Genomic DNA, 13,192 nt, shown 5'->3' with positions numbered 1-13,192 from the left:
CGGCCATCGCTGCCTGTCGATCCGGCCGAGCGCTGCTCGACTAGTGCTGAAACCCTTTCGCGGAGTCAGCGCCATGAGCACGCATGAAAACAGGCATGAGGTGGTATCCCGCAGCCAGTGGCTGGCCGCACGCCGGCAACTGTGGCTGCACGAAAAAGCCTTCACCCATCAACGCGACGCGTTGGCCGCAGCCCGTCGCGCCCTGCCCTGGGTCAAGGTCGAACAACCCTATCGCTTCCAAGGCCCCGAGGGCGAGCTGAGCCTGACTCAGCTGTTCGCTGGCCGCAGCCAACTGCTGCTCTATCACTTCATGTTTGTCGAGGGTTGGGATGAAGGTTGCCCAGGCTGCTCGTTCCTGGCCGACCATTTTGACGGCGCCAACCTGCACCTGGCGCATCACGACGTGTCACTGGTGGCCGTGTCGCGGGCACCCTACGCTGAATTCCAGTCCTTCCGCCAACGCATGGGCTGGCAGTTTCCCTGGTATTCGTCGGCGGGCAGCGGCTTCAACGAGGACTTTGGGGTCAGCGTTGGCAGCGAAGGCCCTCGGCAATACAACTATGAGCCCTACGCCGGCAGTGAAAGCGAGCTGCCAGGGCTGAGCGCGTTTTATCGGGACGATGACGGCAGCGTTTACCACACCTACTCGACCTATGCCCGTGGGTTGGACATTCTGGTTAATACCTACAACTTTCTCGACATCGCGCCATTGGGGCGCAATGAAGCCGGGACCATGGACTGGGTACGGCACCATGATCGCTATGAAGGGCAGCCTGGCACGGCGCATTGCTGTCACGATTGAGTGTTGGGGCCGCAAAGCGACCCCCTGTATTTTCAGCCCCGCACGCCAAGCATGCCGCGTTCGATGATGAAATCGATCACCGCCTGCAAGCCCTCACCCTTCTTGAGGTTACTGAAGGTCCAGGGCCGCTGCGGGCGCATGCGCCGGGTATCGCGCTCCATCACTTCCAGCGAAGCGCCGACATACGGCGCGAGGTCAGTCTTGTTGATCACCAGAAAGTCGGACTTGGTTATGCCAGGCCCGCCCTTGCGCGGGATCTTTTCACCCTCGGCAACATCGATCACGTAGATGGTCAGGTCAGCCAGCTCCGGGCTGAACGTGGCACTTAGGTTGTCGCCACCGCTCTCCACGAAGATCACTTCAAGGTTACCGAACTTGCGTGCCAGGGCTTCCACCGCCGCCAGGTTCATCGAGGCATCTTCGCGTATCGCCGTGTGCGGGCAACCGCCGGTTTCCACGCCAACAATGCGCTCGGGCTCAAGGGCGCCGGCTTCGGTGAGGATGCGCTGGTCTTCCTTGGTGTAGATATCGTTGGTCACTACGGCGATCTGGTAATGATCGCGCATGGCCTTGCACAGGGCTTCGAGCAGCGCGGTCTTGCCAGAGCCGACCGGGCCGCCGACACCGACGCGCAGGGGTTGTTGATAGCTTTGCATGAAGGCAGTCCTCAGGAGCGGAACAAACGGGTGTATTGGGTTTCATGACGCGATGAAGCGATTGCCAACAATGGCAGGCCGCCACCGAGCTGGTCATCGCTCAGGGCCAGGGCATGGTCGAGCACAGCAGGCAGCGCTTGGCCAAGGTCGCGGAGCAAGGTTTGCGCCGCCTGCTGGCCGAACGGCACCAGCTTGACCCCGGCCATGACCGCGCCCTCCAGCCAGGCAAAACCAAGGCCCAACGCCAACTGGCGCAGCGGGATCGACCAGTGCGCGCCAAGCCAGGCCATGCCGCCCAGTTGTGTGAGTTCAAGGCTGGCCCGCCAGGCCGGCGCCTGCCCCAGTTGCCAGCCATCGAGCAGGCGCGCCAGCGCCGAACCGCGTTGCTGTTCTTCCAGGCGCAGCTCGGCGGTTTCGCGGTTGGCCAGCAGAAAGCGGCTCCAGTGGCTGAACGCATCGGCATCTGCGCCCTGGCAGGCCTGATACAGGCGCGCCAGCACGGGCCAGTCGATGCAGCCCAGGGTGTCGTGCAGTTGCTCGCGTTGCCAGGCGCTGAAGCTGCCGATATCCCGTACCCAGCCCGCTTCGACCGCCCACTCAAGGCCTTGCGAGTAGGTGAACCCACCCACTGGCAAACCTGGGCTGGCCAGTTGCAGCAGGCGCAGCAGCGCCAGGTCGCCGTCCATCAACCGGCCAGTACCAGTGCGGCGCCGGCCAGCAGGCCACCACCAAAGGCTTTTTGCAGGCCGCTGTGGCGGCGCAACAGGCAACCGACCGCGAACCCGGCCGCCAGCAGTAGGCCACTGACCGCCACAAAGCCCGCACTGAACTGCCAGAACGCGCTGGGCGTGGCCTCTACGCCATGCGCCCAACCGTGGAACAAGGCGAACACCGGCATGGCCAGCGCCAGCAACAGCTGGCGGCTGGGCAGCAACAGGGCGCCTGCAGCCACCAGCAACGACACGCTGATCATTGCCTCCATGCCCAGCACATCGCCAAACAGATGGCCGCACACCGCACCCGCGAACATCGCCGCCAGGGTTGCCAAAGGCAACGCCAGGTTGCGTCGGGTCAGCGCGGCGAGCACGCCGGTGCCCAGCAGCATCAGCAGGTGATCGAGGCCGGTCAGCGGGTGCAACAGGCCATCCTGCAAGGGGTTGTTGTCGTGGCCCGGGTGGGCGAAGGCCGGCAGGGCCAGCATCAGCAGAAACAGGGCGAAAGTCTTTTTCATCGGTTGCTCCAGGGCAGTTCAGGAATGGGCAGGCAGGCGCACGAACGGGTGATCGTGGCCATGGCTGTGGCTATGCGGTGCGCTCTGGTAGGCGCCGGCCTCGGGCTCGAACGGCGCCTGCTCGGTGACCACCGTCAGGCCCAGGCCACACAGCATGTCGTCGAGCACATAGTCGTGCTGGTAGCGCAACAGGCCGGGCTCGATCTGCAGCGGTACATGGCGATTGCCCAGGTGGTAGGCCGCGCGCGCAAGCAAGTGCGGGTCGGCGCAACGCACCGTCGAGACCGTCTCGGGCGCGGCCAGCACCCGGATAACCTGGCCACCGTCGGCATCGGCCAACAGTTCACCGCCGCGCAGCAAGTGACCGCGCGCGAGCATCAGCCCGGCGTCGCGGCCATCGTCCAGGGTCACCCGCAAACGGCTCTTGATGCGGCTGTCCACATCCAGGGTGACGGTGCCGGTAACGGTTTCGGGAAGCGCGCCAAGCGCGGTGATCCGGCGATTAAGGACTATCATCTGTGCTCCTTCAGAACAGGAAGTAACGCTGGGCCAGCGGCAGTTCGCGGGCCGGTTCGCAGACCAGCAGTTCGCCATCGGCACGCACCTGGTAGGTTTGCGCATCGACTTCGATGACCGGCTGCAAGGTGTTGTGGACCATGTCGGCCTTGCGCACGCGCCTGCAGCCATGGGCCACGCCAATCAGGCTGCGCAGGTTCAGCGCCTGGGCCAGGCCGCGGTCCATGGCGGTCTGGGGCAAAAACGTCATGCGCGTGGCATGGCGCGCCGCCCCCAGCGCGCCGAACATCGGCCGGTAATGCACCGGCTGCGGCGTAGGGATCGAGCCATTGATATCGCCCATGGGCGCGGTGACGATCATCCCGCCCTTGATCACCAACGCGGGCTTGACCGCGAAAAAGGCCGGCGCCCACAGCACCAGGTCGGCCAGCTTGCCCACCTCCACCGACCCCACCTCATGGGCAATGCCGTGGGTCAGCGCCGGGTTGAGGGTGTATTTGGCGATGTAGCGCTTGACCCGGAAGTTGTCGCTGTAGCTGCTGTCGGGGGCCAGTGGCCCACGGCGCAGTTTCATCTGGTGGGCTACCTGCCAGGTACGCAGCACCACCTCGCCGACCCGGCCCATGGCCTGCGAGTCGGACGAGGTCATGGCGAAGGCGCCCATGTCGTGGAGGATGTCTTCGGCAGCGATGGTTTCGCGGCGGATGCGCGACTCGGCGAACGCCACGTCCTCGGCGATGCTCGGGTCCAGGTGGTGGCAGACCATGAGCATGTCCAGGTGTTCGTCGACCGTGTTGATGGTGTACGGCAAGGTCGGGTTGGTAGAGGACGGCAGCACGTTGGCCTGCCCTGCAGCGCGGATGATGTCCGGCGCATGGCCGCCGCCAGCGCCCTCGGTGTGGAAGGTATGGATGGTGCGGTCACCGATGGCCGCCAGGGTGTCTTCGATGCAACCGGACTCGTTGAGGGTGTCGGTGTGGATCGCCACCTGGATGTCCATCTCCTCGGCCACGCCCAGGCAACAGTCGATGGCCGCCGGGGTCGAGCCCCAGTCCTCGTGCAGCTTCAGGCCCACGGCACCGGCGGCGATCTGCTCGCGCAACGCCTCGGGGCGCGACGCATTGCCTTTGCCCAACAAGCCGATGTTGATCGGCAGGCTGTCGGCCGCCTGGAGCATGCGCGCCAGGTACCACGGCCCGGGCGTGCAGGTGGTGGCATTGGTGCCGGTGGCCGGCCCCGTGCCGCCGCCAATGAAGGTGGTTACGCCGCTGGTGAGTGCCTCCTCCACCTGCTGCGGGCAGATGAAATGGATGTGCGAATCGATACCGCCGGCCGTGACGATCTTGCCTTCAGCAGCAATCACTTCGGTACCCGGGCCAACCGGTACAGTGACACCCGGTTGCACATCGGGGTTGCCGGCCTTGCCAATCGCGGCAATGCGCCCGTGCTTGACGCCGATGTCGGCCTTGACGATCCCCCAGTGGTCGATGATCAACGCGTTGGTCAGCACCAGGTCCATGGCCTCAGCCGCCAGCATCTGGCCCTGCCCCATGCCGTCACGGATGACCTTGCCACCGCCAAACTTGACCTCTTCGCCATACACCGTGAAGTCTTTCTCGACCTCGACCCACAGCGCGGTATCGGCCAGGCGCACGCGGTCGCCGACGGTAGGGCCGAACATGTCGGCATAGGCGCGACGGGAAATACGGCTCATACCCTGCCCTCCAGTGCGCCCATCACCTTGCCCTGGAAGCCATACACCTCACGTTTGCCGGCATAGGCCACCAGTTGCACGGTGCGGGCCTGGCCCGGTTCGAAGCGCACGGCGGTGCCGGCCGGGATGTCCAGGCGAAAGCCTAGGGTGGGCGCACGTTCGAACACCAGTGCGTCGTTGACTTCGTAGAAGTGATAGTGCGAGCCGACCTGCACCGGTCGGTCGCCATGGTTGGCCACACGGACGCTCACCGTCGCGCGGCCGTTGTTGAGTTCGATGTCGCCGGCGGCGACCTGGATTTCACCTGGGATCATGCGGGGCTCCTGGCCGGGTTCAGACGATGGGGTCATGCACGGTCACCAGCTTGGTGCCATCCGGGAAGGTCGCCTCGACCTGCACGTCGTGGATCATTTCGGCGATGCCTGGCATGACCTGCTCACGGTTCAGCACTTCGCGGCCCAGGCTCATCAGCTCGGCCACCGTGCGGCCATCACGGGCGCCTTCGAGCACGGCGGCACTGATCAGCGCCACCGCTTCCGGGTAGTTGAGTTTCAGGCCGCGGGCCAGGCGCCGCTCCGCCAGCAGCGCGGCGGTGAACAGCAGCAGTTTGTCTTTCTCTCTCGGGGTCAGCTCCATGGCGCTTCTCTCAGGTAGCCCAGATACGCGGCGGGCAAGCAGGCAGGCCGATAACGGCCGGGCGCAGTACATGCCACAGGCGTTGCAAGGTGTGTTGCAGGTGTTGGTTGTCGTGGTCGAGCAGGCGGATCACCAGCAGCGACCCAAGCAAGGTCGCCCCAGCGGGGTTGTCCAGTTCGTCGAGCAAGGCCCGGACGTGCTCCAGCAGTGCGGGGTCGGCCGAGGTGGCGCAGAAGGTGGCCAGCAGCGGATGGCCGGCGAGCTTGTCCAGTTGCCCGCCTTCGATGCGCAGCCGTTCGTACAGGCCGGGGTCGTCGGGCATTTCGATGTGCAAGCGGCTGTCGAGGGCGCCGTGATCGAAGCGTTCGTTCATGACCGGGCGGCCCAGGCACAAGGTTTCCCAGGCCAGCAACCGGGCGCCCGGCGCCAGGGTGAAACGGCTGTCGAGGCTGGCGCGGGCACCGGCGAAGAAGATGCTGTCCTGGGGCAACCATTCCAGAGTGCTGTCGGCGCCCAGGTGAAAGCGCTGGGCCAAGCGCGCGGTCGGGCCGATGCTGCGGTAGAACTTGCTGGCGCCAGGCATGGTCAGCAACGCATGGCTGCCAGGCTCAAGGTGGATATCCAACTCCAGCCGGTCGCCGGCGACGATGCCACCAGGCGGGTGCAGCACATACACATGGCACGGCGCCCCCTCAGGATAGAAAGGCCGCTGCACCAAAAGAGGTCCGAAATGCCGCCGCGCACCAAGGCGGGTCACATCGTCGCGTCGGCTAAAACGCAACTGCAGGTAGGCGCTCCAGCCCGCATCGTCTTGCTGTTGTTCGATCTGCTCCGCGAGCGACATCCTGCGGCCCCTGAAATCCGTGACCTGACGGCCGTTTAGAGGGTCAGGCAGGCGGCACTGAAGCGCTGCCAGCCTGACCACTCGATCAAATTCTCAGGCTGGATATAGCAGGTTGCGGGCCAACTACGCAGGTGAACCAAGATGAAACCGTCAGCGCAGCCGCTCTGGCATCGGGCACACGGGGCTACGGCGCACAAAGCGGGGGCGCGCGCAGGCCCTGTTTCGGTGCCGGGCCAGCGGTTTCAGTAGTCGAAGCGGTCTACGGCCCGCCGGCGTTCGTTGTCATCGCGGCGGTCGTAACTGGCAGTGGTCTGGATATTGGCATGGTGCGCGAGCTTCTGGGCAATCGACAGGTCGTGCTCTTCGATCACCCGGGTGATGAACGCACGGCGAAAATCATGAGGCATGATCTTCACGCCAACCTGCGCACCCCGCTGGCGGGCAATGTAATAGATCGCATGCTTGGTGATGCGTGCGCGGGTAATGTGATTGCCGCGGCGAATGCGGTTGAACAGAAATGGGTCGTCGGATGCGCCCTCCGGCAAGTCATCGCGGCGCAGGTCCAGCCACGCCTGCAGCTTTTCGAACGCCCAAGGTGGCGCGTACTTGATCAGCTGCCGGTTGCCCTTGCCCAGCACCTGCAGGCTGCGGGCTTCGAAGTCTACCTGGCTCAGGTCGATGTCCACCGACTCCGACTTGCGCATACCGGTGCCATACAGCAAGGCGATGATCGCCGCGTCGCGCACGCCTTGCGGCCGGGGATCGGCGGCGCACACCTCCATCAACTCGCGGATCAAGCTGCGGCGCAGGTTGCGCCCCGGTGGCAGGCGGCTGCCGGTGGCGGGCTTGACCTCGCGAATCCTCAGCAACTGTTCGTGGTCGATCAGGCCCTGGCGCCACGCCTCGTTCATCACCCCGCGTATTGCATTCACATACAGCGACGAACTGTTAGGGGCATAGCCATCTTCACGCAACGCAGCCACCAGGGCGATCACATGGCCAGGGTCGAGCCGGTGCCACGGCACATCGACGATATTGCAGTCGGCAAAGCCCAGCCGGTCAGCGGCGTCCTGAAGGATGTAGCGCATGGTTTGCTGGCTGGAGGGGGCCAGGCGGGCCATGTACTGCAGCAGGGGGTTTTTCGAGAAATCGGTCACAACGTGAATCCTGTAGCGACGCTTGGACCGGTACGGGGACAGGCACAGCGCTAAGCGAGTCGGTGCATGGCCATCAACTTGATATTCAAGGAGATGTGCGAAGGTTGGGGGCGTGATCTTACCCCAATTGACAGCCGCTGAATGAAAGAAGGACTGCCGGCTAGTGTGGTGTTTCATTGGCACTTCTGAAACACCACACTAGTTAATAGCCGTCTGCCACCATCCGGGAAACATCTGCTGCACCCGCGCCTCGGCGAAGCGTTCGTCGATCAGCACCAGCACGCCTTGGTCCTGATCCCCGCGTATGACCCTGCCCGCCGCCTGAATGACCTTGCGCACGCCTGGGTACAGATAGGCATAGTCAAAACCGGCGCCAAACTGGCGCCCCAGGCGCTGCTTGAACTGTTCGTTGACGGGGTTGACCTGGGGCAGGCCGAGCGTGGCGACAAACGCCCCGATCAACCGCGTGCCGGGTAAATCCACCCCTTCCCCAAACGCTCCGCCCAGCACCGCAAAGCCAACGCCGCAGCCGTCCAGCACAAAACGATCGAGAAATGCCTGACGCGCCGCTTCGTCCATGCCCGCCGCTTGGGCCCAGTGGGGAATGTGGCCGTAACGCTCAGCCAACAAAGCGGCCACTTGCTGCAAGTATTCGAAGCTGCTGAAAAACGCCAGGTAGTTGCCGGGCTTGCGCTGATACTGCTCGGCGATCAGTTCGACAATCGGTGCCAGCGAGGCGTGGCGCTCACGATAACGGGTCGACACCTGGCTGGCGATGCGCACTTCGAGCTGCTCGGCGCGGAACGGCGCCGCCACTTCCAGCCAGGCCGTGTTGGCCGGCATGCCGAGCAGGTCACTGTAGAAATGCCGTGGGCTCAGCGTGGCGGAAAACAGCGTTACGCTGCGCGCCGCCTGTATGCGAGGCGCCAACAGCCGCGCCGGGGTGATATTGCGCAGGCACAGGGTCGCCAGCCGCCGCTTGCGCAGGCTGTCGCGCACGGTAATGTCGAAGATGAAATGCTCGTCGAACAGTTCAGCGACCCGACTGAATTGCAACGCCAGGTAGAAAAACTGCAGCACCTGCGCATCCACCTCGGCAGGTGCCTGATTCAAGCGCTCCTGAATCAGCCCGATGCATTGCTGCAAGGCACGCAAGAAGGCATCCGGCAACTGCTCGCTGGCCTGATACGGCGCCCGCTGCTCTTTGTACAACGCGTTCCACTGCCGGTTGAGGCGGTCCAGCGCACTGCTCAACCCTTGTGGCTTGCTCTGGCGCAAGGCAAGTAACTGGCCTTGATCCAGGCTGGCGCTGTACATGCCGCGACCGCGCTCGACCAGGTTGTGCGCTTCGTCCACCAGCACCGCCACCCGCCATTGGTTGGCCTGGGCCAGGCTGAACAGCAAGGCATGGGCATCGAAGTAATAGTTGTAATCGGCCACCACCAGGTCCACCCAGCGGGCCATTTCCTGGCCTAAGTAGTACGGACATACCTGATGCGCCAAGGCCACTTCGCGCAGCTGGGCACGGTCCAGCAAGGGCAACCCTGCCGCCGCCTCGCGGGCAGCGGGCAGGCGGTCGTAGAAACCCTGCGCCAAGGGGCAGGACTCGCCATGGCAGGCCTTGTCGGGGTGCTCGCAGGCCTTGTCACGGGCAATCAGCTCCAGGGTGCGCAAGGCCGGTTGCGGTGTGGCATCGGTAATCTGGCGCATGGCATCGAGGGCCAGCGCCCGGCCCGGTGTCTTGGCGGTGAGGAAGAACACTTTGTCGAGTTGCTGCGGCACCATCGCCTTGAGCAACGGAAACAAGGTACCCAGCGTCTTGCCGATGCCGGTACTGGCCTGCGCCATCAGGCAGCGGCCTGTGCTCACCGCCTTGTACAGGGTCTCGGCCAACTGGCGCTGGCCCTGGCGGAACTGTGCATAGGGGAAGCCCAGGGCCTGCAGACCGCGGTCGCGCTCGGCCAGGCGCTGTTGCTGATGCTCGGCCCAGCGCAGAAAGCGCCGGCACTGGGTCTCGAAGAAGGCTTGCAGCTCGGCAGCACTGTGGTGCTCGCTGATCAGCGTCTGGCCGTCACTGTCCACGTCCAGGTACACCAAAGCCACATCGATGGCCGGCAATTGCCGCGCCTGGCACATCAGCCAGGCATAAACCTTGGCCTGCGCCCAGTGCAGCTGACGATGGTTGGCCGGCTGGCGCGCGAGGTCGCCGCGGTAGGTCTTGATCTCTTCCAGGCGATTGCAGCTGGGGTCGTAACCGTCGGCGCGGCCTCGCACCCTGAGGCTTTCGAACTGGCCTTCGAGGGCAACTTCCGACTCATAGTCGGCGGCGCGCCGCGCCACCACCCGCCGATGCCCTTCCATGCCCTCCTGGGCGGTGGGCGATGGGGTAAAGCGCAGGTCCAGGTCGCCGACCTTGGCACTGAACTCGCACAAGGCGCGCACGGCTACGCTGTAGCTCACGCCGCCTCGCTCCAGCGCACATGGCACACCGCAACGGGCAGGCCCTGCGCACGGCAGAACTCCAGCCAGCGCAACTGGTTGTCTTGCAGGCGGTCGCCCGGCCCCTTGACCTCGACCATGCGATAACCACCCTGGTCGGGCCAGAACTGGATCAGGTCGGGCATGCCGGCGCGGTTGTTGCGGATGTCCTGCAACAGCCGCAGGAAGCATTGCTTCAGATGGGCGGGCGGCAGGCAGGCCAGCGCCTGTTCAAGCAAGGTTTCGCTGAGCATGGGCCAGAACACGAACGGCGACTGCAGGCCTTGCTTGGCGGCATAGCAGTCGAGAATAGCCTGGCGATGGCTGCCATCGTCCAACCGCCCCAGGCAGCGCTCGAACTGGGCACTGCGCCGTTGCTGGAAGTCGCTGTCGTGCAAGTCCTGGGGGGCGGCCTGAAACGGGTTGAAGAACGCGCCCGGTACCGGCGCGAAAATCGCTTCCCAGCACAACAGGCCGAACAGGCTGTTGAACAACGTGTTTTCCACGTAATGAACCTGCCCTCCGGCCTCGGCCAAGTGTTGGCGCACGGCCTCCTCGACGCCCAAGGCGGCGTGCTCACGGGGCAGCTCCAATTCGATCAGTTGCAGTTGCGCTGCGCGCTGGCGCCGTTGCGGCGGCCCGCCGAGCTTGCGCGCCAGGCGCGGCAGCATGCGTTCGAGCGCCTGCACCTCCAGCGCGTTGGCCGGGGCCGCAGCCAGTTGCAGGGCAAGCGCATGTGCCTGTGGCCACTGTTCGCTGCGCTCCAGCACGCGTACCTGGCGGATACGCGCCTGGGCATGGCTGCACTGGCCATATACGGCCATGGCTTGGTCCCAGTCACCCTGGCGTTCGCATTGCTGGCCCAGGGCGAACAGCAGGCGGGCATGGCGCCGGGCCAACCAGGGGTTGTCACTGTGCAGCCCTGTCATCGCGCCGAGGATCGACAGCGGCTCGTCACCTTGCTCCAGCCGCTCGGCGCACTGGTGCAAGGCCATGGCCAGGTCGACCTCGGCGCGATGGCGCAGGGCCCGCGAATCGCTGCTGAAAGGCACGCGCTCGTAGCGCAACAAGCCAAGGTCGGCGAGTACGAAGTCCGACCAGTCCTGGTACAGGTTGCCGAAGAACAACAGGCGCATGCGGTCACACAACGGTTGCAGGCACCACTGGAAGATGCGCACGTCGCTGTCGGCAAACCACTGCGTCAACGGCCGGGGCGCGAGCCCCAGGGGTTGCAGCTGTGCGAGCAGGTCGTGCTTGGCGGCCCGTGGGCGGCTCAACTGCCCGGCGAAGCACTGCGCCAGCTCGTCCTTGCGCAGCATGGTGAACAGCTGTTCCAGCGCCAATTGTGCAGGCTCCCGCACCCATCCCAAGGCCTGCAGCGGCTGCAAGGCCTGCTCGGTATCGCCGACTTCGGCGTACACAAGCTTGTCACTGCGAAACAGCTCGCCCTTGCGCATGACCATACGCACCATCAGGGCCTGGGCGCGGCTGTCCAATTGGGCAAAGGCCTGGATGAACGCCAGCTCCTGCTCGTCGAGCAGGTCGTCATAGCGCTGTTCGACCCATGACAGCACCTGGCGAAAGTTGTGCAGGTAATAGAACGGGTCGTCGACGGAATGGGCAATCACGGGGCAAGGTCGGGCAGTGGAGAATGGATACTGGTTATACATACAGATCGACGGACCTGGCAATAGCCGTAGGTCCGTTCTGTTGTATGGGGGGCGGGCTTGCGTCGCGAAAGGCCGCCCCACAGGGATCTGCGCCCGATCGATTACTCGGTCACACCTGCCAGTGTCCCCGACTCGACCTTGGCACTGCCGATCGGCGCCTTCAGCAGCAGGAAGTAGGCCACCGCCGAGCACAGCGCCACGATCGCGCTGATCATGAACGCCGTGTTGAACGAGCCCGAGTACTGAATGCTGAAGCCGGTGACGATCGGTGCTACGGAGCCTGCAATGTAGCCGCCGAAGTTCTGGATCGAGCCGAATGACGCCACCCGCGGGCTGTCGACGATGGTGTTGACGATCATCCAGGCGGTGGCACTGGCCATGTTGATGCTGAACAGCGCCAGGCACAGCAGGATCACGCAGCCGGTCAGGCCGCTGACGTAGGACAACGGCAGAGTGAACAGCGCGGCCAGCACCAGGCCGGTGATGACGCTGAACTTGCGGCTGCCAAGGATGCTCATGCCCCGCTTGACCAGCAGGTCGCAGAAGCGCCCGGCTACGATCGTGCCCGCCGCGCCGAAGCCATAGGCCAGCGACACCACCCAGGCAGTCTTGTACAGGTCCAGCCCGTGCTCACGTTCGAAGTAACCGGGCAACCAGGTCAGGTGCAGCCAGAGCATGTAGATCACGCCCATGAAGCCCAGTACCGCTCCCCAGGTGCTGCGGTGCTTGAACAGGTCGAGCCAGCCCGCGAAGTACGAAGGCTTCGCCGCCTGCGGGATGGCCGTGGCTGGCGATTGCTTGTGCGCGTTCGGCAGCGGTTTGCCTTCGGCGGCGAGCTCGGCCAGGTACTGCGCCTTGCTCTTGTAGAAGGTCAGCCAGCACAGCGCCAGCACCACGCCGATCAGGCCGGTAATGATGAACATGCCACGCCAGCCGAAATTGACCATGAACAGGGTCAGCAAGGGCGGCGCCAGGCATGGGCCCAGGCAGGTCGAGGACCAGACGATGCCAGTCGGGGTACCGCGTTCATTGGCATCGAACCATTCGGACAAGGCCTTGGCCGCCGACGGGAACATCGGCGCCTCGCCAATCCCCAGTAACACACGCAGGCCCATGAAGCCGGCAAAGCTGTTGACCATGCCGAAAGTGGCCTGGGCCACCGACCAGGCCAGCAACGAGGCGCCCAGGGCGATCTTGCTGCCCAGGCGGTCGATGATCATGCCCATCGGCAACTGGGCAAAGGCGTAGGCGATGGAAAACGCCGACAACAGAATGCCCATCTGCGAGGGGCTGATCATCATGTCTTTCTGGATCGAGGTGTTGGCGATCGACAGCGCGCTGCGGTCCAGGTAGTTGACGATGCCGATCAACAGCAGGAACACGACGGTGAGGCGCTGATACTTCTTCATAGGGTTCATTGGGTGGCCTTTATTATTATTGTTGCAGCGCCTTCAGCGCCTTGGCGGTCCATCTATCCTGTTGCGTTCA

Annotated in this window: 13 protein-coding genes; 1 reads left to right on the top strand and 12 read right to left on the bottom strand. The window is 64.5% G+C overall.

The features are described from left to right. Positions 1–73 precede the first annotated feature (73 nt). Positions 74–802: a thioredoxin family protein gene (locus CKW22_RS15780; RefSeq protein ID WP_095064404.1), complete on the top strand. Its 729-nt coding sequence runs from the start codon at positions 74–76 to the stop codon at positions 800–802. A 32-nt stretch (positions 803–834) separates the two neighbouring features. On the opposite strand, the gene ureG is transcribed toward CKW22_RS15780, so the two are convergent. The 12 genes from ureG to CKW22_RS15720 all read right to left on the bottom strand — a co-directional run bounded on the left by ureG (position 835) and on the right by CKW22_RS15720 (position 13,113). Next, entirely contained in the window at positions 835–1,458 is a 624-nt protein-coding gene (ureG, locus tag CKW22_RS15775) for an urease accessory protein UreG (protein ID WP_095064403.1), read from the bottom strand. 11 nt (positions 1,459–1,469) lie between these two features. Next, on the bottom strand, positions 1,470–2,144 hold the full coding sequence (locus CKW22_RS15770; RefSeq protein WP_095064402.1) for an urease accessory protein UreF: 675 nt from the start codon (positions 2,142–2,144) through the stop codon (positions 1,470–1,472). After that, positions 2,144–2,689: a HupE/UreJ family protein gene (locus CKW22_RS15765; protein WP_033698361.1), complete on the bottom strand. Its 546-nt coding sequence runs from the start codon at positions 2,687–2,689 to the stop codon at positions 2,144–2,146. The genes CKW22_RS15770 and CKW22_RS15765 overlap by 1 nt, the downstream gene beginning before the upstream one ends. 18 nt (positions 2,690–2,707) lie before the next feature. Beyond that, positions 2,708–3,205, bottom strand: a complete 498-nt coding sequence (gene ureE / locus CKW22_RS15760; RefSeq protein WP_095064401.1) for an urease accessory protein UreE — start codon at positions 3,203–3,205, stop codon at positions 2,708–2,710. A 10-nt stretch (positions 3,206–3,215) separates the two neighbouring features. Next, positions 3,216–4,919: an urease subunit alpha gene (gene ureC, locus CKW22_RS15755; protein ID WP_033698365.1), complete on the bottom strand. Its 1,704-nt coding sequence runs from the start codon at positions 4,917–4,919 to the stop codon at positions 3,216–3,218. Continuing rightward, positions 4,916–5,233 carry an urease subunit beta gene (locus CKW22_RS15750; protein ID WP_033698367.1) on the bottom strand — a complete coding sequence of 106 codons (318 nt, stop codon included), beginning with the start codon at positions 5,231–5,233 and terminating at the stop codon, positions 4,916–4,918. The genes ureC and CKW22_RS15750 overlap by 4 nt, the downstream gene beginning before the upstream one ends. Positions 5,234–5,252: 19 nt before the next feature. After that, positions 5,253–5,555 carry an urease subunit gamma gene (locus CKW22_RS15745; RefSeq protein ID WP_033698369.1) on the bottom strand — a complete coding sequence of 101 codons (303 nt, stop codon included), beginning with the start codon at positions 5,553–5,555 and terminating at the stop codon, positions 5,253–5,255. Positions 5,556–5,565: 10 nt separating this feature from the next. Continuing rightward, a complete protein-coding gene (locus tag CKW22_RS15740) occupies positions 5,566–6,399 on the bottom strand; it encodes an urease accessory protein UreD (protein ID WP_095064400.1) in 834 nt (277 codons plus the stop codon). Positions 6,400–6,641: 242 nt separating this feature from the next. Beyond that, a complete protein-coding gene (gene xerC, locus CKW22_RS15735; RefSeq protein ID WP_033698373.1) occupies positions 6,642–7,556 on the bottom strand; it encodes a tyrosine recombinase XerC in 915 nt (304 codons plus the stop codon). Between the two features lie 198 nt (positions 7,557–7,754). Then, a complete protein-coding gene (locus CKW22_RS15730) occupies positions 7,755–10,016 on the bottom strand; it encodes an ATP-dependent DNA helicase (protein ID WP_095064399.1) in 2,262 nt (753 codons plus the stop codon). Beyond that, on the bottom strand, positions 10,013–11,662 hold the full coding sequence (locus tag CKW22_RS15725) for a VRR-NUC domain-containing protein (protein WP_033698377.1): 1,650 nt from the start codon (positions 11,660–11,662) through the stop codon (positions 10,013–10,015). The genes CKW22_RS15730 and CKW22_RS15725 overlap by 4 nt, the downstream gene beginning before the upstream one ends. Before the next feature lie 143 nt (positions 11,663–11,805). Beyond that, positions 11,806–13,113, bottom strand: a complete 1,308-nt coding sequence (locus CKW22_RS15720) for an MFS transporter (RefSeq protein WP_050506068.1) — start codon at positions 13,111–13,113, stop codon at positions 11,806–11,808. Positions 13,114–13,192: the final 79 nt, after the last annotated feature.

It is taken from the genome of Pseudomonas sp. Irchel s3f19 (assembly GCF_900187555.1).
GTDB classification, from domain to species: Bacteria; Pseudomonadota; Gammaproteobacteria; order Pseudomonadales; family Pseudomonadaceae; genus Aquipseudomonas; species Aquipseudomonas capeferrum.
The sequence above is the reverse complement of the archived record's forward strand: the minus strand, read 5'-3'. Positions and strand labels throughout refer to the sequence as shown.